We start from the raw sequence: 25,150 nt of genomic DNA, 5'->3' as shown, positions 1-25,150 counted from the left end.
GATTAAAAAAATAACGGCCAGGTACTCTGCAAGTAAGACTTTTCTTTATCCGATTCGGAAGGTTTAGGTAAATTTCCCTTTTCAGGATAGTTAAAAATTACTACTTTTATTCATCCAGGTAAAATTGTTGAACTTTATTTTTGTTTTATGAAGGTAATCGCTCTTTTTATCGCAACCATTTTTATGTTGATTACAGGAGTCCGGGCCCAACAACCAGCTCCCGTTAAACCAACCTATAATGCTTTACAAAATCAGTTTAATGCTTTAAAAAGCCGCTCTACTTCGTATAAAGAGTATAATCAAGATTTTAAGGTAGTACAGGTAAAACGCCTGGATGCTTTTTGGAAAAATGTGCAGGATAGCCTACGAGCCCGCGAATCTACTGTTCGGAAAGCAGGCAAAGCTACCGAGCAGGCCCTCAAGAAAACCCAACAAGAGTTAGCCCAACATAAAGCAGAACTGCAAAGTTTAAAGCAGGCCAATTTGCGCAAAGAACAACAAATTCAGCAAAACGCGCACGAAGTTGCCAGCCTTTCGGTATTTGGTTTAGATATGGATAAGCAGTTATATGTAATACTCAGCTGGGTTATTATTATAGGCTTACTGGTTATGGCATTGGTATTTTCTTATTTGTATAAAAAGAGTAAAATTATTACCGACGAAAAAATTAAAGCCTTTGAAGAAGTAAGCCAGGAGTTTACGGTGCATAAACAAAGCGCCCGCGAAAGAGAACTCAAAATTAAACGCGACCTGCAAACCGAGTCTAATCGGGTGGCCGAATTAAATCAGGAAATTACGCTATTGAAAAAGCAAGTTTCTATGTAGATTTAGCGAATAGAATAATAAAAAAGGAGATTCTTTTCGGAGGGTCTCCTTTTTTATTTTCAAGAATTTAAAAGAGGTTTATTTGTTAATATCTTCAACAGAGTTTTTCTACTAAATTGAAATATAACAGACGTGTTAGCAGTTGCTTATTACTTGGAGCCTGTTCCAGTCTCCCTTCTAAGGCGCTAATGCGGTTTGAGAAGTAATCGGTTTGCCTCGTGGCCGGCGGGCCTCCTTTGGTCATTCGGGCTGCCACTCATCCTTTCCTCGCTGCGCTGCGGAATGTTGCTTGGCGCAACACCGGATTCGCTAAAGGCCCTCATCGCCCCAACTGCTATCATTTTTTCTTTGCTACCTAATTGAAGCAGTGAGAGGTATTGAAAAAATAATTACGACTTACTTATTTTTATTTTCAATTTAGCAGAAACTTAAATTGGCTATTCCGTATGCTTTTGCGCTTTTTACTCTCAAATTTTTCGGGCTATGAGCAAACCATCGCGGATGGGAAGTAAAATATTTTCTACGCGCGGGTCTTCGTGCACTTTGCGGTTAAATTCGGTTACGGCCAGCGTATCTTTGTCTGTCTTAAGGTTGCTGTTTGTTACCTTTCCGCTCCACAGCACATTATCCGTGATAATAAATCCGCCAGGCCGAACTTTATCTATTACTAAATCAAAATAATTAGCATTGTTCATTTTATCGGCATCAATAAAAACCAGGTCGAAGGTATAATCCAGGGTAGGAATAATAGTAAGCGCCGGGCCCAGGTAGTATTTAATTTTATTTGTTACACCCGCTTCGGCAAAATAGCGGCGTACCATTTCTTCTAATTCAGCATTTACATCAATGGTGTGCAGGGTGCCTCCTTCCGCCAATCCTTCTGCCAAACAGATAGCCGAATAACCCGTGTAAGTGCCAATTTCCAGAATGTGTTGCGGGCGCAGCATCTGCGAAATCATCGCTAAGAACCGCCCCTGCAAATGTCCCGACAACATGCGCGGCTTCATAACATTTACGTGCGTGTCGCGGTTTAGCTTCTTTAATACTTCCGATTCCGGCGAAGTATGATTCTCAACGTATTGCTGCAGTTCGGGTGGTAAGAAGTCCATTTTGAAAGTTAAGAGTTATGAGTTAAGAGTGAAAAGTTAAATAAACATATTTTTTAATGATGTAATTTTCAACTACACCTGTTTTTTAATCTTTTTCTACTTTAAGCTTTTAAGTACATAACAAATTCCTTATCGAACAACTAATATCTACTTGGCTGGCACATAATTTAAGATACTCAGGTTATCTTCGCGTAAAATTTCGTTGGCAATATCGGTTAACTCAGCTGCTTTAATCCGGCGGATTTGGTCGAAGATTTCGTTCAGGCTATCTACTTTATTCAGGTCCAGGATACTTTTCCCCATCATCATCATTAAGCCCATGTTGCTTTCCTCGGCCATAGCTAACTGCCCCATTAATTGCTCTTTGGCGGTATGCAGTTGCAAAGTACCCAATGGTTTTTCCCGAAGCTTTTTAAGCTCTTTCAATACCAGGGATGTGGTGCGTTTCAGTTGTTTTTTTTCGGTGCCAAAGTAAATACCAAACAAACCGGTATCAATATAAGTGGCGTAGTTGGCATCAATGGTATATACCAAACCGTGTTTTTCGCGCACCGCCAGATTTAACCGGGAGTTCATGCCTGGACCACCGAGCAAATTCGACAGCATAAAAAACGAAATCCGCCGGTCGTCGTGGAGCGAATAAGCCGGGCAACCTATAACGCAGTGCGCCTGGCTAATTGGTTTTTCAAGGTTAACAACTTTGGGTTGGTAAACAGTAAAAGGCTGACGCTTACGGGGCTTTTCAATGCGCGGCACTTCCGATAAAAACTTTTCGGCCAGTTTTAGTACTTTTTCGAAAGACCAATTGCTTACGGAGCAAAAAACCAAGGAATCGGTACTTAAATTCTGGTCGATAAAACCTTGAAAATCGGCTTTGGTAAAACTGGACACACTTTCTTTGGTACCTAAAATATTATTACCCAAGGGATGGTTCGTAAACACTACATTATCAAACTCATCGATAATGGCATCTTCGGGGGTATCCAGGTACATAGCCATTTCTTCCAGAATTACGCCGCGTTCTTTTTCAATTTCCTTTTTCGGGAAAACGGAGTGGAAGGTAATATCGGTTAATAAATCAAAAGCTTTTTCAAAATGGCTTTCGAGTAAGGAGGCGTAAAAACACAGCTTTTCTTTGGTAGTATACGCATTCAGTTCGCCGCCCACCGTTTCGAGCCGGTTTAAAATATGAAACGACTTGCGTTTAACGGTACCCTTAAACGCCATATGCTCCCAGAAATGGGCCAAGCCTTGCTGGTCCGGGTTTTCGTCACGGCTACCAATATCCAGGATAAAACCGCAATGCGCAATTTTGGTATGCATTACTTGCTTATGCAGCACTCGGATACCGTTAGGCAAGGTATAAAGATGATAATCAGGCATTCAGTCTATTTAATTCGGACCGCAAAGGTACAAAAAAAGCATCAGAAAGCCGCAGGTTTACCTTCCAATTAAGGTTTCGTATAAGCGGTGCATTTGCGGAATGGTGCGTTCGGCTCTGAAGTTCCGGGCATGGGCGTGGCCCAAATGAATCAGTTTACTCCGTACGGTTAAATCATTACAAATAAGAATTAACTGCTGGGCTAATTGCGTTACATCATCGGGAGCAGCGTACAGAGCGGCTTCGCCGCCTGCTTCGGTAAAACAAGAACCAGTAGACGTAACCACCGGTACCCCGCTGTTTAAAGCCTCCAGAATAGGAATACCAAAACCTTCGAACAAAGACGGATACACAAATACCTGCGCCAATTGGTAAATAGCCGGTAATTCCTGAAATGGAATATAGGGCAAAATATGTACTTTGTTCGTAAGTTTATTTTCCCGGATATAAGTTTCCAGGTGCGCGGCGTAAGGTAATCTTTTGCCAATCAGTACCACGTCGTGCGTATCGGTTAAGCCCGACTGCTGCCAGGCCTTCAGCATATGTAAATGATTTTTACGACGCTCCAGGGTACCTACGCACAAAAGGTATTTATCGGGTAATTGGTATTTCTGTTTAACTGTTTGCAAGGTTTCGGCGCTAGCCGGCTGGTGAAAAATAGGGTCGCAATCCTGGTAAATTACTTCGGTTTTTTCGGGTGGCAGGTTGTATAATTGAATTAAGTCTTGTTGGGTTTGTTGACTAACGGCAATAATTTTATCGGCGGTTTCGCAGGCGGCTTTAAACTTGACGCGGTAAATAATCCGGTCGTGAGCTTTATATAACTCCGGGAAACGCAAAAAAATTAAGTCGTGGATGGTTACCACTTTTCGGGTTCTGCTTTTTTTAAAAAAAAAGGGTAGTTCGTTACTTAATCCGTGAAAAATATCCAGTTTTAAATTTTTAATGGAAGGGGCAATTCCCGCCAATCGCCAGGCATCGGGCAAGGCCCGGTAAAGACCCGGTGGTTTTACAAGATGCAGGTGCGGAGAAGCCGGTACAAAATGGCGAAATACTTTATTCTGGCGCGTAGTAAAAAGATAATATTGATTTTGAGGAAATTGCGTTTGCAGCGCTGAAATAACAAACCGACTGTAATTTCCTAACCCGGTAGTATTGGTATAGGCTCTTTTGGCATCAAATCCTATTCGCATGCATTATTCATTTAGGCCGCAAAGGTAGTAAACCCGCCGGTAAGTTTAACCGCCAAAACTATTGCCTTTAAGCCGCTAATTTTAAATGACCTGCTAAAATCTTCATTACTTGCTTTAAAAATCTTTTTGCTTCATCCGGGTTAAATAAAATAATTTAGCGGCGCTTTATTCTTAAGTAGCAAAAGTTTTCAATAGACTAAAAAAGATATATTTACTGCCGGTAAAGCTAAAAGCAATTTTACTTTCTGGTTTAAAATCTTATTATGAAATACGAACCTATCAACCCGGAATTATTCGTGCATAATCGGGCAAATTTTGCCAAACATCTAAAAAAATGTTCCCTGGCGGTTTTTCATTCGAACGACGTAATGCCTACTAACGCCGATGGTACCATGGCTTTCCGGCAGAACAATGATTTATTTTATTTAAGTGGCGTGGACCAGGAAGAAAGTATTTTGCTGCTATTTCCGGATACCCGCGATGTACGCCACCGGGAAGTACTTTTTTTGCGCGAAACTAACGATTTAATTTTAACTTGGGAAGGGTATAAACTTACCAAAGAACAGGCGCAGCAAGTTTCCGGGATCAAAACTATTTACTGGTTATCGGAATTTAAGCAGGTGTTTAACGCGCTTATGGCCGAAGCCGAAAATATCTACCTGAATACCAACGAACATACCCGGGCCGTAATAGAAGTAGAAACCCGCGATGCCCGTTTCATAAAATGGTGTAAAGAAACCTACCCCTTGCACCAATACTACCGGAGCGCGCCCATTATGCACAGTTTGCGGGTTATTAAATTAGAAATTGAAATAGAACTGATTAAAAAAGCTTGCCGGATTACCGAAAAAGCGTTTTTACGTCTGCTTAAATTTATTAAGCCGGGCGTAATGGAATACGAGATAGAGGCCGAAATTGCGCACGAATTCTTACGTAATCGATCGCGTGGACCAGCTTACAGTTCTATTATTGCTTCGGGCGCTAATGCGTGTATTTTGCATTACGTAGATAACAACCAGGAGTGTAAAGCAGGGGATGTAGTTTTAATGGATTTTGGGGCCGAATACGCCAATTACGCTTCCGACTTAACGCGTTCGGTGCCCGTAAGTGGTACGTTTACCAAACAGCAGCGCGAAGTGTACCAAGCGGTTTTAAACGTAATGGAAGCAGCCAAAAGAATGCTGGTACCCGGTAATACCCTGGATCAATACCATTCGTTTGTGGGTACCGTCATGGAAAACGAACTTATCAATCTGGGTCTGCTGGCAGAAAACGATGTCCGTCATCAAAATCCACAACAACCGTTGTACAAGAAATATTTTATGCATGGCACTTCCCATTTCTTAGGTTTGGATGTGCACGATGTCGGAAATAAATACCGGCCCTTTGAACCGGGCATGGTTCTTACTTGTGAACCCGGTATATACATTCGGGAAGAAAACCTGGGTATTCGCCTCGAAAACGACATTTTAATTACCCGTAACGGTCCGGTGGATCTAATGGCGGATATTCCGCTGCGACCTCAAGATATTGAGGATTACATGAAAAGTTAAAGCTGGTAAAAGCAATTTTATTTATTTGTGCGAACGGCTTTCTTTCCTAAAGAAGGCCGTTTTTATTTTGAATTTATGCTTTTTAAATAGTATTTACTCTCAACCCCGAGCCCTGCTACTACATTTAATTAGTATTAAATCAGCCTTATTTTAGAAATAACCGTACAAGACAACTTAAATATAAACTTTTTTTACCGACGGACGGATGGAAGTTGGAGTATGTAGAGAACAATTTTTCCAATACCATTAAGAGTTTATTTATCAGTTGTTTAACAACCGGACTTATTTTAACCTAACCTTTGATTCTCCAATTTCGAAGCAGTTTTATTAGGGTTAAATAACAAGATTTATCCCCTTCAAAAATAAATTTAACTTTCGCAGATAAGAATTACTTCTAGTTTTGCAGCTGAATTAAGACAGTTTCATCTAAAAATTATTGGTAGCTAGTTAACCGAACAGGAAAACTTTTTAGAGATAAATGAGGTAATGATAGCAAATACGCAAATAAATAGCAGATTGAAAAATCACTTAAAAACAGCTCTTATATTCTGATTATCAACTACATAAATATGTTATCCAAACTTTTTAAAATTAAAAAAATATAGAAAAAAGCACAGAATAGGCAACATTTTTTAAATAAACAGGTATATATTCAAAATCTAATATTACACTACACTAAAATAATACTATGAAACGAATTTTTAAACGAGCAGCAGCGGTAGCATTGGGCCTTTGCAGTTTAATTGCTACTACTACAAATGCACAAACAGCAGACAAAAAGTGGGCTATCGGGGCTCATGCCAACGTGGTTCAGTACCGCGGCGATGATGGCTCTGAATTTTATGACAGCCAAGAAGGTAGAGTAGGTTATGGCTTAACTTTTTCGCGTTATTTAAACCGCGCTTTAGACTTCTCCGTTCAAGCGAACCGTTCCCGTATTGATTACAATAATAACGTGCTTGGTGGTGGACCTTACGTTTCGGGTGGTCGGTTAAACTACTACTTCGATGGCAAAATGACGACAGTAGTAGGTGCCTTTAAATTAAAAATTGGATCTTTGATTAAAGAAGGTGCCCGTTTTGATCCTTATTTAATGGCTGGTTACGGCGGCGCATTCGCTAAAACCAGTGGCCGAGGTGGTTATGGTGTGTGGCCTAGCAGCACTGGTAACTACATTAACGATGGTTCCTACGCCAACGACTTAGTAATGGGTGCTGTGGGATTGAATATTCGTTTTGGCGAGACAGTTGCTTTAACCCTACAAACCGGTCAACTGTATTTATTTACTGACCAATTAGATGGTTGGAGAGGACAAGATGCTGATTTACATGACAGATTTTTGCAACATACTGCCGGCTTAACCTTTAACTTAGGTAAAGCTAAAGACACCGATATGGATGGTGTGCCTGACAGAAAAGATAAATGTCCGGATACGCCAACCGGGGTGAAAGTAGACGAAAATGGTTGCCCAGTTGATACCGATAAAGATGGGGTGGCTGACTACCAAGATAATTGCCCGGATGTAGCCGGGGTGGCTGCTCTTAATGGTTGCCCAGATAGAGATAATGACGGCGTAGCTGATGCCCAAGACCAATGCCCAGACCAGCCAGGTACGCCAGCGCTTAACGGTTGTCCAGATGCCGATGCCGACGGGGTAGCTGATAACGCGGATCAGTGTCCAAATACGCCTGCCGGAACTCAGGTAGATGCGAAAGGTTGCCCACTTGATTCGGATGGTGACGGTGTAAACGATGCGGACGATAAGTGCCCAACCGTTGCGGGTACTGCTGAAAATGGTGGTTGCCCACGTAAAGTACTGCCAAGAGGTAAAAACAGAGGCTCGGTAAAAGATACTACTTACATCCGCTTCGAAACGAACAAAGCCGTTCTGAAACGTGTTTCCTTCAAAACTTTGGACGATATCGTTCGATTCATGAAGATTAACCCGGAATTTACCATTAAAATTGAAGGACACGCCGATGCCCGTGGTACCGATGAATACAACATGGCTCTGTCGCAACGTCGGGCGGATGCCGTATCTCGTTACCTAACCGCTAAAGGTCGGATAACCAAAGCCCGGGTAACAACCGAAGCACTCGGTGAATCTCGGCCAATGGCTACCAACGATACGCCAGAAGGTATGGCTCAAAACCGTCGGGCTGAAATTCAACTGGTAGTAACCGATGATTTAATGGTAGACGATCCAGCAACTACTGCTCCGGGTACCACTCCGGGTGGAACTACCCCAGGTGGCACCACTCCTAGCGGTACAACTCCAGGAACTACCCCAGGTACAACTCCTAGCGGTACCACTCCTGGTGGTACTACTACTCCGGGTACAACACCTAGTGGAACTACTACCCCCGGCGGTACAACCACTCCAGGTACTACTCCTGGCTCTGGTCAATAATCAAAATTTCTAAAATAATAAATTTAAAGAGGGCTGGATAAATATCCGGCCCTCTTTTTTGCCTATAGGTTTTGTGTTAAACAAGTTGTAGAACATTAAATTGAATAAGAAATGCAGATGATAAGCCTTTACTACTGTTTTCTATTGGCAATTTTCCTAGCCGATCAGAGCAAGGTGTAGTACGTAATGAAAAGTAAATGATTATAGACCTTACATCCTTAAACCAAAGATTGAAAGCTTCCATTTAATTTTCCATGGAGGTTGTGATGCAACTGCATGACATTTAAATCAGGTATTTTCCAAAATATAACCTAGTGAATTACCAGAGAATAAAGCGGGTAATACTCTTATCAAGAATAATAAATCAGGCAATGAAGATTTTTTAAACGGGAGGAGTACAAGTGAGAGCAAGATAAAAATGCGCGCATCTAATACCAAATTGCCTAAATCAACTGCTATAACCGCGGCGGATGAAACCAGGTAGGTTTCCAAAGCAGGCTTGTCCAAAACGAAGGTTTAAAACAAATAAAATACAACCATTTCTATTTATTCGAGTTCTCCGGAAAGGATCTAACCCGTTTAAAGCGACGGCTGGGGCGGAGCATTTTTTTTATTTCAGGAGGGAATCACCGGTACTAATTCGCTTAGGTTCTTCTTTTCTGCCGGTTAGATCCTGCCAGGAGGACGATGAGGAAAGGAGAGTAAGATTGATGGGCATAGCCAGCGCCTGGGTTTCGGACAATCTTGTTTGGGGAACTTGCCGGGTTTAACTTTTTAGAAATTGCTATACTAGCTAGTAAATACTATGGGGTATGGATAATTTGTGACATTAATTCTGCGGGAGAATCAACTTGATTTTAAATTTTAAAGTTACTAATACCAAGCAGTACTCCGAACGGAAGCTTAAGAGAACAAAAGTTTCTTGTTTCTTACACTTTATCTACCCAAATAAGCCTTTTACGCTTTTAAGATACTTGCACGCCTTTCCAGAAAGCAATGTAATCTTTAATATTTTGGGCGGCTGATTTCGGGGCGGGATAATACCAGGCCGCATCAACATTACGTTGACTGTTAACGTTTAAGGAGTAATAAGAAGCTTCGCCTTTCCAAGGGCAGATAGTATGCCTATCCGAAGCAATTAAATACTCGGCTTTAACTGCTTCCCGGGGAAAGTAGTGATTGTTTTCAACGACAACGGTATCGTTGCTTTCGGCAATAACCTGATTATTCCAGATGGCTTTCATGTCAATCTTAACGTTATTTTATTATAGCATACTACTACACTACCAAGGATAGTTTACTTACTTCAACTAACTAGATTCAATTATATTAACGGGTTAAAATAACTTTTTGCTGCTTTGGTTGCAGGGCATGTAATTGAATTAAATACACTCCTGCTGCCCTCGTTTTGGGCTGCCATTCGTACGTGTATTGCTGGTTGGCTTCTATGTGCCCCTGGTATAAAGTGCCGATGTCGCGCCCGTAATTATCGTATATTTTTAAGCTAACTGTCTGGGATTCGGGTAAAGTAAAGGTAATCGATAGCCGTTCCGCGAACGGATTCGGATAGGCGGTAAATTGTGGCTGCTTTACGCCTATCTCCGGAGTTATTGTCATCGTCCTAGCAGTTGTTTGGGCTTGCTGTTCCTCCACTGTGCGTCTACGGGCAGGTAATTCGCCGCTATACGATAGATTTACTAACCAGTAATCGGTGCCTCCCTGGCTGGGTTGGCTTTTATCGCCGCTGATGCCGGAATCGGAACGGCCCGCCAATAAATAACCGCCCGCGGGAGTAGTTAAAATAGCTCGTAAATCTTCGGCCGCGCTGCCCCCATACCGTTTATCCCATTGTTTGGTACCATTGCCCGAAGTTTTTACTACCCAATAATCACTGCTACCTTGGCTATTCTGGCTCTTATCCCCGCTGATACCCGAAGAAGACCGGCCCCCTAACAAATAACCGCCATCCGAAGTAGCAATGATAGCTCGTAATTCTTCGTCGGCACTGCCGCCAAAGCGTTTATCCCATAACTTAACGCCGCTGCTGCTAACTTTAAGCATCCAGAAATCTTTGCCGCCCCGGCTACTTTCGCTTTTATCGCCACTTATTCCGGAGCTACTATAACCGGCTACAAAAAAGTCGCCGGCCGTTGTTCGGCCGATTTCAAATACTTGTTCGTCGCCGCTGCCGCCAAAGCGTTTATCCCAGAGCTTTTGACCTTTACTATCGATACGAACCAACCAATAATCGTAACTACCCCGGCCAGCCTGCGTTTTATCGCCGCTTAACCCGGAGTTAGAAGAACCAGCCAGTAAAAATCCCCCATCTGTGGTCTGGACAAAGCTTTCTAAGTTATCGTTTAAGCTACCGCCGAAGCGTTTATCCCAAATTTTGGTGCCGCCCGCGCTAATTTTAATCAGCCAATAATCCCGCCCCCCTTGGCTCGCCTGGCTTTTGTCGCCACCCGCCGGGGAATCGCTGAAACCAGCCAGAAGGTACTCGCCGGTGCTAAGTTGTATTACTTTTCGTAAATCATCGGTGCCGCTGCCGCCAAAACGACGTTCCCATTGTTTGGTACCGGTATTACTTATTTTTATAATCCAGTAATCCTGGCCTCCCCTACTATTCTGCGCTTTATCGCCGCCACTATTAGACAAAGAAGAGCCACCCAGTAAATAACCACCGTCTTTGGTTGAAATAACGTGATTCAGATAATCATGGTTAGTACCGCCAAAGCGTTTATCCCAAAGTTTACGACCGCTTGCATCGGCTTTTACAATCCAAAAATCGTTTAAGCCCCGCCCATCCTGAGTTTTGTCGCCGCTATTGGGCGAAAGGGAATGGCCGCCGATTAAATAACCACTATCGGTAGTATTAATACCACTCGTAAGTCCGTCGGTTTCAAAGCCCCCAAAAGCATTTACCCAGGTTAAAGTAGCTTGTGGTATTTCTTCCTTAATTTTTATTATCCAAAAATCAGTAAATCCTTTGCTGTCTTGGCTTTTATCCGAACCGGCGTTGGAGTCAGAAGTGCCGCCTACCAGGTAACCGCCATCCGTAGTAGTAGTAACAGCACTCAAAAAATCGCCGTAACTAGTACCAAAAACGCCGCCATCGCCGGTAATTCCCCCGAAGGTTTTATCCCATATTTTGCTCCCGTTTTCATCAATCTTCAGTAGCCAGTAATCGTCGTCGCCCCGGTTCGCCTCGGTTTTGTCTAAGCCCACACTGGAGGCAGATGATCCGCCCAGCAGATACGAGCCATCGGCGGAAATAAGGGTAGCTAGGTTATCGCTGCTGCGACCACCGTAGGTCTTATCCCAAACCGTAGTGCCGGTAGCGGTAATTTTTACTACCCAATAATCGGTGAGCCCTTTATTGCCGGCAGTTTTATCGGCGGTTATATCCGAATCGGAAGTACCTCCCAATAAGTACCCCCCGTCGGCTGTTGGTACCAGGCTTTGAAGTGCATCCGTACTATATCCCCCAATGGTTTTATCCCATACTTTGGCGCCTTTGCCATCTAGTTTTATTACCCAATAATCGTCGTTGGAAGAAGCACCCCGGAAAGCCTGGCTTTTTTCGTTACTTACCACCGACGACGACGAACCACCGGCCAAATAACCGCCATCACTAGTTGCAATTAAAGAAGTTAAATTATCCCGGCCATTACCGCCAATGGTTTTATCCCAAATTTTGGTGCCGGAGCTATTTATTTTAACGAGCCAGAAATCTGATATATTGAAATAATCTTCGGAAGTATCGCGGCTGGGTTCGCTTTTATCCCCTCCCTTACCCGAACGGGAATAACCGCCTAACATATAACCGCCGTCGGAAGTAGGTACAACAACTTTCAGCATATCTTCCTCTACGCCGCCAAAAGTCTTATCCCAGATTTTAGTACCATTTTCATCAATTTTTACGATCCAGTAATCCGTACTGCCTTGGCTATTCTGGCTTTTATCAACGCCCGTATCAGAGTACGAAAAACCACCGAGTAAATAACCGCCCCCCGGGGCAGCCACAATGGTTTCCAGGCCGTCGTTGCTATAGCCGCCATAGGTTTTATCCCAGATTTTAGTACCGTTCGCGCTAATTTTTATGAGCCAATAATCATTTCCTCCTTTTCTTTCGGCGGTTTTATCTTCAAAAATATCGGAATCAGAATTGCCGGCGAGTAAATAGCCTCCATCGGGGGTGCGCACCATGGCTTCAAAAGAAGAAGTACCCCAATAATCTTCGTAGTAATTTTTAAATCCTCCGAATGTTTTATCCCACTGTTTCACTTGAGCCCAGGTAATGGAAGTAATACTGCTTCCTGAAAAAATAATAAACACCAACAATAAGTACCAAGGCTTAGAACGTGGAAAAATTAAATTCATAGATAAAGGCGTAATTTTATAGGCATTTATTTAAACTAAAATAAATATCTAGCTATAGCTCGATAAAAGGTAAGTACAGGATTTGGTAAAGAAGCTACTACCTAGCCTAGCTTATACGCGAACCTGTCAGTAGGGATAGTCTTGGATTAAATTAATTGTCTGTAAATTTAATTATAACCAGAAATATGCGTTTATTTAGCGTTAAAAGTACAAAAAAGGTTCGGAATCTAACCTAAATAGAAAGGGATTAATTTCAGTAACGGAACTTTGGTACTCTACGTAATTTCAGAGACCAAGTGTGGTTTATGCTTTTAAAATAGGCATTCAACGCTTTATTCGCAATTAAAAGGGATGAATTAAAGTAAGCAGCCGTATAAAAATAGCAGCAATTCTAGATAAAAATTTATTTCCGGCTTTTTCTAAATTTACTAAGCTATATTAAATGCTATCGTTCAAAAATTTTAGGGCTACTCCTATATACAAAATAATTATATTTTAATATTCAAATAGATTTTGGTGGTTCTGTTTCTTGGCAGGAGTTTTAGTGAAGAAGAAACTGACCTTTGTTTTTGCATTATCCGCTTGTATAACGAATATATACGTTAAACTTTTAAGCATTAAATAAGCCTTAAAGTTGGGATCGCATTAATGATTTAAAAAGTAAAACCAACTTATTCCATCTATTTTAAACTGGTTTCGCGCAAACCTTACAAGCAGTTCGTTGCCGGTTCATTACGGCGGTGCCACGGGTCACTGTTTCTACGCCGGCTTTGCAGCGCTTCAGAACACTGCAGGTTTTACTAATATGGTAAGTAGTCGCTCCTTCACTGGCACAAATATATACTTTCCGGGCGGCATCCGAAGGGCGCGGTATGTTCGGCGCGACAGTTTGATTGGAATTGTTCGACGTACGGCGGCTTTTGCGGAATTCCCAGGGAGCGGTAGGATGCGCTTTTTCCCAAAGGCCCCGACGATTCTGGCGAGCTTCCAATTCCAGTTGAGCCAAGTTTTCGTCGTGCGAATAAGCTTTATAATGCCAAGCGTAGCCACTGCGCACCAGTTCGTTATTTAACGTGCGGCCATCCGGCAAAATAATAGTTCCGACTGTCCGGCCGTAACGGTCGTTGCCATCCACCACTAAATTCACCGTTTTACCAAAACACAAATCCGACGTAAACTGACGAGCTACCGTACCATAATCCTGATTTTTTTCGGGTGCATCTACGCCGAGCAACCGTACCCGCACCGGTTTTCCATCTTTTAAAAGCTCAATGGTATCACCGTCTTTTATAGCAATTACTTTGTAACCGGTAGTATTAGCGGTAGCTTTTTCAGCCACTGTTTCGGTTTGGTGCTGCCGGCACGACCAAAGTAAAAACCAAAATAACAGATAACCCCAAGTAAGATGTAAGGATCGCAGGCGCATAGGCTTAAAACGGTTTAAAAAGTAAAAGGCAATTTATATGTAGTAATCCTGTTTTTATACTAACGCTTCGCTTTTGTTTGGAATTGTCAACTTTAGATAGGTTGGCTAACCATTCGATAAAAGAGAAATTTACGAAGAAAAGAGAAATAAAATCTAAATTACATGTTTCAATATCACTGGTTTTAATCTGGTAAGGCTTTTAAATAAATTAAAAATAAACTACAAAACCCGCCTTTTCAATGAAGGTAGCTTAGCACTGGAGCAAATATGGCAACAACACGGGACGAAATAAAATCATGGCTAACCTTGCCTAAATGCCTTCCCGACTAAGTTATATCTGAATAAAATTTCTTTAATGGAACAAAAGAACGGTGGTAAGTGGAAAGTTATTGAAAAATATCCTCTTACCGAAAACAAAAGTACCCTTGATAAGCATTAAAATCAGCTTTTAATTAAAAGGAATCAAAATTTAAGATAGTCCCATGCGGATACTCAAAGACCTTCCCGAGCTCGTAAAGGCAGACGTTATTAACCAGGAAACCGCTGCCCGGATTCAGGAATATTATAAAAGCAAAGGCAGTTCATCGGGCAATCCGCTGTTTATTGTTTTCGGAATATTAGGGGCAATCTTAGTCGGGCTGGGGATTATTCTGATAATGGCGCATAACTGGGACGAGCTATCCAGAACAACTAAAACCGGACTGGCCTTTTTACCCCTTCTCGTCGGGCAAGGATTATGCTTTTATGCGTTAATTAAAAAACAAGATAATGCTGCCTGGTGCGAAGCTGGTAGCGCCTTTTTGTTTTTTGCCGTTGGCGCCAGCATTGCCCTGGTAAGCCAGATTTATAACATTCCCGGATCAACCGGCACTTTCCTGTTAACCTGGGTTCTTCTGTGCCTTCCGTTGGTCTACCTAATGAAGGCTTCCATTACTTCCTTGCTGTACATTGGCGGAATTACGTATTATGCCATTCATTTGGGTTATAATTCTTACTCTTTTTCTAATTCCTATCTGTACTGGTTGCTGCTTTCAATTATTTTGCCTCATTATTACCAGTTATACCAGAAAAAGCCGGAAAGCAACTTTCTAATTTTTCATAATTGGGCAATTCCTCTTTCGTTAACCATAGCCTTGGTAACCGTAGCCAAAAACACAGAAGAGTTGTTATTTATTGCTTATTTCAGCCTTTTCAGCCTTTTTATTTCAACCGGAAACTTAACTTTCTTTACCGGGCAAAAACTTAAAAATAATGGCTACCGCTTAATAGGTTCGCTGGGCACACTGGTAGTATTATTTTTTTTAAGTTTTAATTGGTTTTGGAAAAATTTGCGGAAAGAAACTTTTTCAATTACGCAACTTAGTACCGCCCCGGAATTTTATGCAGCTGTTATTATCTCCTTACTAGCCGGTGGGCTGCTTATTTTTCAGCGAAAAAGCAAAGCTTCAACCGGTATACCACTATTAGCTCCCGTATTTATTTTATTCATCTTTATATTTATTGCGGGGCTATACTCAACCGCAGCGGTAGTGCTTATTAATCTTTTAATTTTAGTAATAGGTATCTTCACCATGAAAGACGGGGCAGAGAAAAACCATTTAGGTATATTAAATTTGGGCTTACTTATTATTACCGCCTTAGTACTTTGCCGCTTTTTTGATACCGACCTGAGCTTCGTGATTCGGGGAATTTTGTTTGTATTTGTGGGCGCCGGCTTCTTCGGGGCAAATTATTGGTTGCTTAACAAGAGAAAGACGAATGAACAGTAAAAAAGTACTTTTGATAACCTTTTTCTTGGTGGCGCTGGTGCAATTGTACGTTCCGGCCAAAATGATTCTAGACCAGGAAGAAATCTTGAAAACAGGAACTCCCTTTAAATTCAAAACCGCCCCCATCGACCCGAATGACCCATTTCGAGGCAAATACATTACTTTAAATTACGCCGAGAACGAAGTGGTAGTTCCGAAAGAAGAAAATTGGCTTATGGGTGAACCTATTTACGTTTCGCTTCAAACGGATAAAGCTGGTTTTATTAAAATAAAAGCGGTTGCAAAAGAAAAGCCGGCTAACAACCAGGCTTTTGTAAAAGCAAAGGTTGGCTACGTTACCGATAATGGTTCTCGCCGGTTAACAATTGACTATCCCTTCGATCGATTTTATATGGAAGAGTCGAAAGCCTACGATGCGGAACAAGCCTACCAACAAGCCCAGCGGGACACCAGTCAGGTAACGTACGCTTTGGTAAGTATTAAAAACGGTAATGCTGTTTTAAAAGACGTTTTCATTGGCAGTACCTCTATCAGCGAAGTGGTTAAAGCCCGTAAACTTGACTAAAAGATTCATTCCTTCGGTAAAAACAGTTGAAATTAGATTGTAAGGTGGCAAAAAAGGTACGTATCCTAAACATCGCTGCCCGGTAGTAAGTTACCTTTGCCAAAGGTACTTGCTTGTTACAAGAAGAAGGTGAACCAGTACAAATTCTAAAAGTCGGAAATCCTTTTTACGAACCGGCAAACACTTCCATTCTTCCTTTGGAGAATACTTCAAATAGTAAATCACTAAAGTTTATCGCCTGTTACCTTTTAAACAGATAAAATTACCTCAATTATTGCCGAAAAAAGAAAAATAAACGCATTGTCCACTAATTGCAGCAAAAGCTCTTTAGCCAGATAAAACTAAGTTTCTCTGCCAAAAATAATCCGCAAAACAAGCTTAATTAAACCGGAAACAACTAGCCATTCCTACGTATTTACCAACAAGAACCGTTCAAATAATACATAGCCCAAAGTACGGAATCGTCCGAACTATGCTCATTAAATAAGTAATAATTCGCGGACGATGCGAACCTACTAAAAGCAGAAATTAACGGACGCATTATTTTCCATTAGTTATAGAAAAACGGCAGTAGAAACTAAAATGGACACTGAATCTGCAACGGCTCCTTGGAAGCCAGATACCGCTCCTACTTATTGGCTAACCCGCTTTGTTATTCTTCGGATGCTGGGAGTAATTTATGCCATTGCTTTTCTGGTAGCGGTTAATCAGATTATTCCTTTAATCGGTTCTCACGGGTTGCTGCCGGTAGAGCTTTATCTAAGCCGGGTAAGTACTGCCTTAGGTTCGAATACCGCTGGTTTTTTACGGTTGCCCTCTCTCTTTTGGTTCTGGCATTCCGATGCTGCTCTTTTAACCGTTGTCTGGTCGGGTTTGCTACTTTCCGGGGTAGTAGCGGCCGGCTACGCGAATGCACTTATGCTGGGAGTACTTTGGATTCTTTATCTATCCGTTAAGCATGTCGGCCAAGAATGGTACGGCTACGGCTGGGAAATTCAACTAACCGAAACCGGGTTCCTCGCCATTTTTCTTGGCCCTTTGCTCGATCTTAGGCCTTTCCCCAAACAAGAGCCGCCCTTTCCTATTATTGTGTTATTCCGGTGGCTAATTTTCCGGATCATGCTCGGAGCCGGCTTGATCAAGATTCGGGGCGATGAAATCTGGCGCGACGCCACTGCTCTTTATTACCATTTCGAAACCCAACCCATACCTGGCCCTTGGAGCCGGTGGTTTCATTTTTTACCGCACCCTGTTTTAAAAATTGGCGTTTGGTTCAATCATCTGGGCGAACTAATAGCGCCTTGGTTCGTATTCTGGCCTCGGCTGGCTCGTCATATTGCGGGAGTGGTAATAGTGTTATTTCAGCTGAACATTATGCTTAGCGGTAATCTTTCGTTTTTAAACTGGCTAACCATTATTCCGGCTTTGGCTTGTTTCGATGATGGTTTCTGGGCGAGATTGCTTCCCCGACAGTTAGTGCGTAAAGCCGAAATCGCCGCAGTAAACGCCGTAGAATCCAAACCCATGCGTATTACGGCCTGGGTGGTAACGGCACTCATTACTCTGCTCAGCATTCAGCCGGCTGTAAATCTACTCTCACCGAGTCAGATCATGAATACCTCTTTCGACCCGCTTGGCCTGGTAAATACGTATGGTGCTTTCGGAACGGTAGGTAAAGAACGTTTAAACGTAGTATTTGAAGGAACCATGGATCAGGACTCCACTGACAAAGCCCACTGGAAACCCTATATCTACCAAGGCCTGCCTGTGCTACTCGATCAACGCCCGCCGCAAATAGCGCCATATCAGTTGCGTTTAGACTGGCAAATGTGGTTTGCGGCCATGTCGTCGCCCGAAGAATATCCCTGGACGCTACATCTTATCTGGAAACTTTTACATAACGACCCTGGAGTTGTAGGCTTGTTTGCCCATAATCCTTTCCCTCAGCAGCCGCCTCGCTACATCCGGGCAATTTTATATCGTTATACGTTTGCTGAGCCCGGCAACCCTCCAGGACACTGGTGGAAGCGCGAGCGAGTGGGCATCTGGCTACCGGCTCTGTCCACGAATGATCCGCGGTTAACTGATTTTTTGAAAAGTTACGGCTGGCTTCCGTGAAACGGAAAGAAAAATAGTAAGCGTGGCTGGCAGTTAAAAACCTAGATAACAATGACTACTTCAAAGAATTACTTTCGTTTAAACACTTAGACTGAACTCCCGCTAACCAGAAATATAAACTTTAAGTTTGGTTGTTCGAAGAACGGTAAGAAAACGGTATTTAGGTGGCGAGTATACAGATGCAGTAGAATTGTTTCTTTAAAAACGAATATAATAAAATCGGTTTTTGGTATTTTATAGACTTGACAATATCTGAAAAGCTAAAATTCTTAACCTTATCTTAGTTGCTATTTACCAATAAAAAAGCCTCAAACCAGTTGGGTTTAAGGCTTTTTGGCAGAGAGGAAGGGATTCGAACCCTCGATACCCTTTTGAGGTATACACACTTTCCAGGCGTGCTCCTTCAACCACTCGGACACCTCTCTGTTTAACGGATTGCAAAAAAACGGATAATATTTAACCCAAGCAAATTTACACCGGACTTTCTGTTTATTTATGAGCATTGTATCCGGTTTAATAGCAACTCGCATATTCCTGGAAATGCCAGCCAACGCAGCCTAAGCACTTAGCCAGCTCCATTAGATAAGCCATTCTTTCGTAAGTACAACTATTTTTATATAACCTGTAAATTTCTTACAAAAGCACCAAGATTAAAAATACTGAAAAATCAGTATTTTTAATCTCCGATTACTTCCTATCTTGCAAGTACCATTTCTGAATTACAATTTTGATTTACAAGACTTTAAACTCATTAAAGTCACTTATTAAAACGCAGAATTCTTGTTGTTTTAATAAGTTAGTACTTAAAAAAATATTCTGCACGCCTTAATGGCTATAACATACTTTAGCATACTTGCTGGTTGAGTTTCTAATACTTTTTTGCTCCGCAAAACGATAAGCTCTGACTCCGATAGTTTACAAGTTCTTTATTTTTGAATTTGCTTCTATCGCCCAGTGTTTTTTAGGGTTGCAGTAGTGTTACAGATCAGCTGCTTTTACGGCATTTTGTATCTCTATTTGTTGAAATGGCCAAGCACTGCATATCTGGAATACCCGCGTGGCTTCCCATTACCTTTTACCTAGAATCCATTATATTATTTTTTACTTTCTTAACCCTTTTTCACGATGATACAAGCTATACTTTTATCTGCTTCGGCCACAACAACGCGCACCAGAGAAAACTCTTGGTCGTATTTACAGCAACTTCCCCATCTAGCGTTCAGTCGCTATTGTACCTTTATCTGGATACTAGTAAGTTGCCTGTTAGTACCCGCTCAAACTTTATTCGCTCAGGATGAACTAGTAGGGCTTACTTCGGTGGGCGGTCAGGAAGGGGCCGGTACTGCTTTCAGCATCAAAAGCAACGGCACTGGCTTCAACGTTCAAAAACCTTCTCCGTATCGGGGTATGCGCCCTATGGCAACTTAACGAAAGGCCCAGACGGCAACTTTTATGGTATGACCTATCAAGGTGGAGCTAATAATTACGGTACCATTTTTAAAATGACTCCCACCGGCACAGTAACAATCTTGCTTAGCTTTATTTATAATATTACAGGTAGTAACCCTCAAGGCAGCTTGGTACTAGGCCGGGACGGCAATTTTTACGGCATGACAAGAAACTCCGGAGCTAGTGCCTATGGCACTATCTTTAAAGTAACCCCGAACGGAGCTTTCACCTTGTTACGTAATTTAAATGGCGCTATTGATGGCCGGAACCCATCAGGTAATCTGGTACAAGGTACTGATGGCAACTTCTACGGCATGACGGAAACCGGTGGGCGGAACAATTATGGCACTATCTTCAAAATATCTTCCGCAGGCTCCTTTACTATATTAAAGCACTTAGATAATACTATTGGCAGTTATCCGAAAGGGAGCCTGGTAGAAGGTGCCGATGGCAACTTCTACGGCATGGCGTACCAAGGTGGCACGAACAACTACGGCACCATTTTCCGGATAACTCCGAAAGGTGTATTTACCGTCCGGCGGCATTTAGATCTTAGCACTACGGGAGGCCGGCCTTATGGTAGTTTGGTTAAAGCTACTAACGGGAATTTTTACGGCATGACGTACCAAGGTGGAACAAATGGCTACGGCACTATTTTCCGGATGACACCAAGCGGGACTTTCACTGTGTTGCGTAATTTAAGCTATACCAGTGATGGCGCTAATCCGCAGGGTGATTTAACCCAAGGTACCGATGGTAATTTTTACGGTTTAACGTATACGGGTGGCACTAATAGTTATGGTACCATTTTTAAAATGACTCCCGGAGGTACGTATACTGTGCTGCGTAATTTAGATTACACTAACGATGGACGTAATCCGCAAGGTAGTTTGGTCCAAGGTTCAGACGGTAGCTTCTACGCCATGACTCCTGCCGGTGGGCTTGGCAATCGGGGTACTATCTTTAAAGTTACTCCCGCCGGGGCTTATTCCATACTCGTTCATTTTCCCGAAGCTGCTAAAGGCCAAACGCCTCTAGGTAGTCTAATACAAGCGAGTAACGGCAATTTCTATGGTTTAACTTCCACTGGAGGCACATATAATTATGGTACTATTTTTAAATTATGCGATGGCGCTTACTCCACTGTATACTCCCTAAACTCAGGCACAAGCGGTAGTAGTCCGCAGGGCAGCCTGTTACAAGGTACCGACGGCAATTTTTACGGCCTGACTTATAATGGCGGTGCCAATGGTTATGGTACTATTTTTAAAGTAACTCCAGGCGGTACGTACACAGCATTACGTAATTTAAATTATACTACGGATGGCGGTAATCCAACAGGTACTTTAATACAAAGTGCCGGCAACTTCTACGGCATGACAAGTAGAGGGGGAGCGAATAGCTACGGCACTATCTTCAAAATATCTTCCGGAGGCTCCTTTACTGTATTAAAACACTTAGATAATACAAAAACGGGTAGCTACCCGAACGGCAGCTTAGTACAAGGTGCCGACGGTAATTTTTACGGAACCACTTACCAGGGCGGCGCAAATAATTACGGTACTATTTTTAAAATAACTCCTAGCGGCACACTTACGGTACTACGCAATTTTGATAATATAAACGATGGCCGCTATCCCCTGAGCACTTTAGTGAAGGGCATAGACAACAATTTTTATGGCACAAGTCAACAGGGCGGATTATTTAATAGTGGCACCATTTTTAAAATAACGCCGGGCGGAACTTTTACAGTGCTACACAACTTGGATTACGTTAATGATGGTGGCCAACCTAAAGGTAGTTTGGTGCAAGGCAGTGATGGCAGTTTCTATGGTCTCACTCCAGAAGGCGGCTTCTTTAACAGTGGTACTATCTTTAAAATTAGTTCAAGCGGCTCATTCTCCGTTTTACGCCACTTAAATCAAAATACGGACGGTGGTAAACCCTTCGGTAGTTTGATTGTGCGCAAAGCTAATCCGGTAGCCAACGCGCAAAGTGTTACTACTACAGAAGAAACAGCTAAACCTATTACGCTTACTGGCTCGGCGAGCGGCACTCCTCTTATTTACAGCATTGTTACTCCCCCTGCCAATGGTACTTTAACCGGTTCGGGAGCCAACCGCACGTACAAGCCTAAAGCCAACTTTAGCGGCAAAGATTCTTTTACTTTTAAAGCAGTTTGGGGCTGCCAGGAGTCGGCCGTAAAAACGGTATCTATCACCGTAACGAATGTAAACGATGCCCCAATTTTAGCGGCTATTGGGGATAAAAATGCTACTCTTGGTACTCCACTTAAATTTACGGCTACGGCTACCGACCCGGATGCCGGCCAAACCAAAACTTTTTCTTTAATTGGAGCGCCGGCGGGAGCCAGTATCAACGCTAGTTCCGGGGCTTTTACTTGGACCCCCACCGCCGCGGACAGTTATTTGTTTAAAGTGAGAGTAACGGATAATGGCACACCGGTTCTCTTCGACGAAGAAGTGGTCACTGTAACGGTAACAGCCGGTATTGTTCGCCTTAATCGCCAGATGTCAACAGGTACGATGTCGGAAACTACCCAACAAATTCGGCTGTACCCGAATCCGGTAACCGACCAATTTACCGTAAGTTTACCGGAACCCGCTACCGAAATCTCGACCTCTATTCGTACTGCAACAGGCGCCGAAGTGATGCTCAACGGCCACCAGGTAATCACCCCGAATAAACTACAGGTAAATGTGGAACAACTAAAAGCCGGTATGTATTTATTTCACCTGCAGCTAGACCATAAAAAGCAAGTGCTTAAGTTTATAAAACAATAAAAATTAAGTCGCTTTTAAATAAGTTTAATCCTAAAAGAACTCCCGGGTAGCCTGCGCTTGTACGCCAACTACCCGGGAGTTCTTTTAAAGTTATTTTAACAATAACTATATTACTCTACTGTCATTTCGCCGCGTAAATCTGTTTGCAGCAGTTGGCGGGTTTCTTCGTAGGGTAAGTTCTGGCCCAGTACAAACATTAACTTGGTAACGGCTGCCTCGCTGGTAATATCGCTGGCGCCAATTATACCCATATCGTGTAAGTACTTGCTATTCTGGTATTTGCCTTGAAACACGCGTCCCCCATCGCATTGTGATACGTTTAAAATAAAAGTGCCCCGGTCAATAGCCGTCTGCATGGCATCTAAAAACCAGCGCGCCGTAGGGGCATTACCCGACCCGTAACTTTCCAGCACTACTCCCTGCAAATTCTCGGTTAACATTAAATTACGGATAACGTGCTCTGAAAGGCCCGGAAATAAACGAAGCCGCACTACCCGATTATCCAGCACCTGGTGGGCTTTAAACCGGCCAGAGGGTAAAGGCCGAATGTTTTTAGCGTGGTATTCAATTTCAACCCCTGCCTGCGCCAGCAAAGGATAGTTCGTGGACTTAAAAGCGTTAAAATGACTGCTTTCTACTTTTTTCGACCGGTTACCCCGCAGCAGCAAATCCCCGAAGTAAATGCATACCTCCGGCACAATACAAATGCCCCGGCTGGTAGAAGTAGCAATTTCCAAAGCTGTAATCAGATTTTCGCGGGCATCGGTGCGCATTTTACCAATGGGCACCTGCGCCCCGGTAAATATTACTGGTTTCTGTAAATTTTCGAGCAGGAACGACAAGGCCGAGGCCGTATACGCCATGGTATCCGTGCCATGCAAAATTACAAATCCATCAAAATCATCGTAATGTTGCTGAATAATATAAGAAAGCACAATCCAGTCAGCATCCGTTACATCCGACGAGTCGATGGGCCGGGCAAAGCTAATCAGAGATAAGTCGATATTTAATTGCCGCAATTCCGGCATTTTATCCATTATCTCCTCGAACTTGAAAGGTACCAGGTGCCGGCCGGTTTTATCATACACCATCCCGATGGTACCGCCCGTATAAATAACCAATACCGATCCAACTGGTTCGAGCGTAGCAGCTGTATTCAGGTGGACTTTTCTTAATTTCATGTTACAAATTAAATAAATTACGGGTATTCCGGGTAGTAACCGTGGCTACTTCTTCAACGGGTAGCTGCTTAATATCCGCCACTGGTTGGGCAATAAGCGGCAAGTAAGCCGGTTCGTTGCGCTTGCCCCGGTAAGGAACCGGCGCCAGGTACGGACAATCCGTTTCGAGCAGCAAATGTTCCAGCGAAATTGGAGGTAATAAACTATCTAAACCGCCATTCTTAAAAGTACTTACTCCCCCAATACCCATATAAAATTTTAAATCCATTACCCGCTGGGCTTGTTCCGGGGTACCGGAGAAGCAATGAAATACCCCGGTTAAAGTACCGTCCTGAGCGGCAGCCACCAACTTGTACGTTTCTTCAAAAGAGTCGCGGGTATGCAGTACTACGGGTAACTTAAACTTTTTGGCCCATTCTAATTGTATGGTAAGCGCTTCTTTCTGTTGCTCCAGGTACGTTTTATCCCAATATAAATCAATGCCGGTTTCCCCAATGGCTGTAAACGAACGTTTATGTAACCAATCTTCTACCAGGTACAGTTCTTTCTGAAAATCTTTTTTTACGGAGCAAGGGTGCAATCCCATCATGGGGAGGCAAAAACCAGGGTAATCTGTTTCAGTTTGTAACAAGCCATCCACGGAGGTGTGATCCACATTGGGCATTAAAATCTGAATTAAGCCAGCTTCCTGCGCTTTACGGATTACTGCTGCTTTATCCGGTTTAAACTCTGGAGCATAAATATGTGCGTGCGAATCTATTAATTCCATAGTAAGTTGTAGGTGGTCCGTATGACGATTTAAATTACTAATTCGTCCACTCGCCTTAGCAGGTTGCGCTTAGTTTAGGCTGTTATCTTACGTAATTTGCTTTATTCCAGAAAGAAAGGTAAAGTTAAATAGCTATTCTCCATACATTTACCGAGTACCATTTACCATTTACTTCATTTAACAACCTTCCAACCTTTAAACTTCTCCCCTTGCCA

The 25,150-nt window shown here is 42.7% G+C and carries 17 protein-coding genes and 1 tRNA gene; 8 read left to right on the top strand and 10 right to left on the bottom strand.

What is annotated here, in order from left to right:
* Positions 1 to 147: 147 nt before the first annotated feature.
* Positions 148 to 825 (top strand): hypothetical protein, encoded by a 678-nt coding sequence (locus AHMF7605_RS20380; RefSeq protein WP_106931870.1) that lies wholly within the window; start codon positions 148 to 150, stop codon positions 823 to 825.
* Positions 826 to 1,292: 467 nt separating this feature from the next.
* Here AHMF7605_RS20380 and AHMF7605_RS20375 read toward each other — a convergent pair whose 3' ends face one another.
* From AHMF7605_RS20375 to AHMF7605_RS20365, 3 genes are all read right to left on the bottom strand, one after another.
* Complete coding sequence (locus AHMF7605_RS20375) at positions 1,293 to 1,934, bottom strand: O-methyltransferase (protein ID WP_106931869.1); 642 nt, start codon at positions 1,932 to 1,934, stop codon at positions 1,293 to 1,295.
* 147 nt (positions 1,935 to 2,081) lie between these two features.
* Positions 2,082 to 3,317: a M16 family metallopeptidase gene (locus tag AHMF7605_RS20370; protein ID WP_106931868.1), complete on the bottom strand. Its 1,236-nt coding sequence runs from the start codon at positions 3,315 to 3,317 to the stop codon at positions 2,082 to 2,084.
* 57 nt (positions 3,318 to 3,374) lie between these two features.
* Positions 3,375 to 4,508, bottom strand: a complete 1,134-nt coding sequence (locus AHMF7605_RS20365; protein ID WP_106931867.1) for a glycosyltransferase family 4 protein — start codon at positions 4,506 to 4,508, stop codon at positions 3,375 to 3,377.
* Between the two features lie 263 nt (positions 4,509 to 4,771).
* Between AHMF7605_RS20365 and AHMF7605_RS20360 the strand changes: the two genes are divergently transcribed.
* Positions 4,772 to 6,061: an aminopeptidase P family protein gene (locus AHMF7605_RS20360; RefSeq protein ID WP_106931866.1), complete on the top strand. Its 1,290-nt coding sequence runs from the start codon at positions 4,772 to 4,774 to the stop codon at positions 6,059 to 6,061.
* Positions 6,062 to 6,749: 688 nt separating this feature from the next.
* The gene (locus AHMF7605_RS30985; protein WP_199200274.1) at positions 6,750 to 8,471 is read left to right on the top strand and encodes an OmpA family protein; all 1,722 of its coding nucleotides are present in this window, start codon (positions 6,750 to 6,752) and stop codon (positions 8,469 to 8,471) included.
* A 610-nt stretch (positions 8,472 to 9,081) separates the two neighbouring features.
* Here AHMF7605_RS30985 and AHMF7605_RS30830 read toward each other — a convergent pair.
* The 4 genes from AHMF7605_RS30830 to AHMF7605_RS20335 form a co-directional block, all read right to left on the bottom strand.
* A complete protein-coding gene (locus tag AHMF7605_RS30830; protein ID WP_262512362.1) occupies positions 9,082 to 9,213 on the bottom strand; it encodes a hypothetical protein in 132 nt (43 codons plus the stop codon).
* 223 nt (positions 9,214 to 9,436) lie between these two features.
* On the bottom strand, positions 9,437 to 9,715 hold the full coding sequence (locus tag AHMF7605_RS20345) for a DUF427 domain-containing protein (RefSeq protein WP_106931864.1): 279 nt from the start codon (positions 9,713 to 9,715) through the stop codon (positions 9,437 to 9,439).
* Positions 9,716 to 9,800: 85 nt separating this feature from the next.
* Positions 9,801 to 12,854 carry a T9SS type A sorting domain-containing protein gene (locus AHMF7605_RS20340; protein WP_106931863.1) on the bottom strand — a complete coding sequence of 1,018 codons (3,054 nt, stop codon included), beginning with the start codon at positions 12,852 to 12,854 and terminating at the stop codon, positions 9,801 to 9,803.
* Positions 12,855 to 13,539: 685 nt separating this feature from the next.
* Entirely contained in the window at positions 13,540 to 14,280 is a 741-nt protein-coding gene (locus tag AHMF7605_RS20335; protein ID WP_106931862.1) for a thermonuclease family protein, read from the bottom strand.
* Between the two features lie 482 nt (positions 14,281 to 14,762).
* On the opposite strand from AHMF7605_RS20335, the gene AHMF7605_RS20330 reads away from it, so the two are divergent.
* From AHMF7605_RS20330 to AHMF7605_RS20320, 3 genes are all read left to right on the top strand, one after another.
* Positions 14,763 to 16,049 carry a DUF2157 domain-containing protein gene (locus tag AHMF7605_RS20330; protein WP_106931861.1) on the top strand — a complete coding sequence of 429 codons (1,287 nt, stop codon included), beginning with the start codon at positions 14,763 to 14,765 and terminating at the stop codon, positions 16,047 to 16,049.
* Positions 16,039 to 16,614, top strand: coding sequence for a GDYXXLXY domain-containing protein (locus AHMF7605_RS20325; RefSeq protein ID WP_106931860.1), 576 nt, complete (start codon positions 16,039 to 16,041; stop codon positions 16,612 to 16,614). The genes AHMF7605_RS20330 and AHMF7605_RS20325 overlap by 11 nt, the downstream gene beginning before the upstream one ends.
* Positions 16,615 to 17,196: 582 nt before the next feature.
* On the top strand, positions 17,197 to 18,732 hold the full coding sequence (locus AHMF7605_RS20320) for a lipase maturation factor family protein (protein WP_106931859.1): 1,536 nt from the start codon (positions 17,197 to 17,199) through the stop codon (positions 18,730 to 18,732).
* Positions 18,733 to 19,066: 334 nt separating this feature from the next.
* On the opposite strand, the gene AHMF7605_RS20315 is transcribed toward AHMF7605_RS20320, so the two are convergent.
* A tRNA-Ser gene (locus AHMF7605_RS20315) sits at positions 19,067 to 19,157 on the bottom strand.
* A gap of 700 nt (positions 19,158 to 19,857) precedes the next feature.
* On the opposite strand from AHMF7605_RS20315, the gene AHMF7605_RS20310 reads away from it, so the two are divergent.
* Together AHMF7605_RS20310 and AHMF7605_RS20305 are read left to right on the top strand one after the other, a co-directional pair.
* Complete coding sequence (locus AHMF7605_RS20310) at positions 19,858 to 20,160, top strand: hypothetical protein (protein WP_106931858.1); 303 nt, start codon at positions 19,858 to 19,860, stop codon at positions 20,158 to 20,160.
* A gap of 29 nt (positions 20,161 to 20,189) precedes the next feature.
* Entirely contained in the window at positions 20,190 to 22,985 is a 2,796-nt protein-coding gene (locus AHMF7605_RS20305) for a choice-of-anchor tandem repeat GloVer-containing protein (protein WP_106931857.1), read from the top strand.
* 110 nt (positions 22,986 to 23,095) lie between these two features.
* Here AHMF7605_RS20305 and AHMF7605_RS20300 read toward each other — a convergent pair whose 3' ends face one another.
* Entirely contained in the window at positions 23,096 to 24,166 is a 1,071-nt protein-coding gene (locus tag AHMF7605_RS20300) for an asparaginase (protein WP_106931856.1), read from the bottom strand.
* Between the two features lies 1 nt (position 24,167).
* Complete coding sequence (locus AHMF7605_RS20295) at positions 24,168 to 24,935, bottom strand: TatD family hydrolase (protein WP_106931855.1); 768 nt, start codon at positions 24,933 to 24,935, stop codon at positions 24,168 to 24,170.
* Positions 24,936 to 25,150 lie beyond the last annotated feature (215 nt).

Source organism: Adhaeribacter arboris (genome assembly GCF_003023845.1).
Lineage (GTDB): Bacteria > Bacteroidota > Bacteroidia > Cytophagales > Hymenobacteraceae > Adhaeribacter > Adhaeribacter arboris.
The sequence above is the reverse complement of the archived record's forward strand: the minus strand, read 5'-3'. Positions and strand labels throughout refer to the sequence as shown.

Bases quoted from the DNA above. Each gene is read 5' to 3' on its own strand.
- AHMF7605_RS20380 (WP_106931870.1), top strand. From the start codon at position 148: ATGAAGGTAATCGCTCTTTTTATCGCAACCATTTTTATGTTGATTACA.
- AHMF7605_RS20375 (WP_106931869.1), bottom strand. From the start codon at position 1,934: ATGGACTTCTTACCACCCGAACTGCAGCAATACGTTGAGAATCATACT.
- AHMF7605_RS20370 (WP_106931868.1), bottom strand. From the start codon at position 3,317: ATGCCTGATTATCATCTTTATACCTTGCCTAACGGTATCCGAGTGCTG.
- AHMF7605_RS20365 (WP_106931867.1), bottom strand. From the start codon at position 4,508: ATGCGAATAGGATTTGATGCCAAAAGAGCCTATACCAATACTACCGGG.
- AHMF7605_RS20360 (WP_106931866.1), top strand. From the start codon at position 4,772: ATGAAATACGAACCTATCAACCCGGAATTATTCGTGCATAATCGGGCA.
- AHMF7605_RS30985 (WP_199200274.1), top strand. From the start codon at position 6,750: ATGAAACGAATTTTTAAACGAGCAGCAGCGGTAGCATTGGGCCTTTGC.
- AHMF7605_RS20345 (WP_106931864.1), bottom strand. From the start codon at position 9,715: ATGAAAGCCATCTGGAATAATCAGGTTATTGCCGAAAGCAACGATACC.
- AHMF7605_RS20340 (WP_106931863.1), bottom strand. From the start codon at position 12,854: ATGAATTTAATTTTTCCACGTTCTAAGCCTTGGTACTTATTGTTGGTG.
- AHMF7605_RS20335 (WP_106931862.1), bottom strand. From the start codon at position 14,280: ATGCGCCTGCGATCCTTACATCTTACTTGGGGTTATCTGTTATTTTGG.
- AHMF7605_RS20330 (WP_106931861.1), top strand. From the start codon at position 14,763: ATGCGGATACTCAAAGACCTTCCCGAGCTCGTAAAGGCAGACGTTATT.
- AHMF7605_RS20325 (WP_106931860.1), top strand. From the start codon at position 16,039: ATGAACAGTAAAAAAGTACTTTTGATAACCTTTTTCTTGGTGGCGCTG.
- AHMF7605_RS20320 (WP_106931859.1), top strand. From the start codon at position 17,197: ATGGACACTGAATCTGCAACGGCTCCTTGGAAGCCAGATACCGCTCCT.
- AHMF7605_RS20310 (WP_106931858.1), top strand. From the start codon at position 19,858: ATGATACAAGCTATACTTTTATCTGCTTCGGCCACAACAACGCGCACC.
- AHMF7605_RS20305 (WP_106931857.1), top strand. From the start codon at position 20,190: ATGACCTATCAAGGTGGAGCTAATAATTACGGTACCATTTTTAAAATG.
- AHMF7605_RS20300 (WP_106931856.1), bottom strand. From the start codon at position 24,166: ATGAAATTAAGAAAAGTCCACCTGAATACAGCTGCTACGCTCGAACCA.
- AHMF7605_RS20295 (WP_106931855.1), bottom strand. From the start codon at position 24,935: ATGGAATTAATAGATTCGCACGCACATATTTATGCTCCAGAGTTTAAA.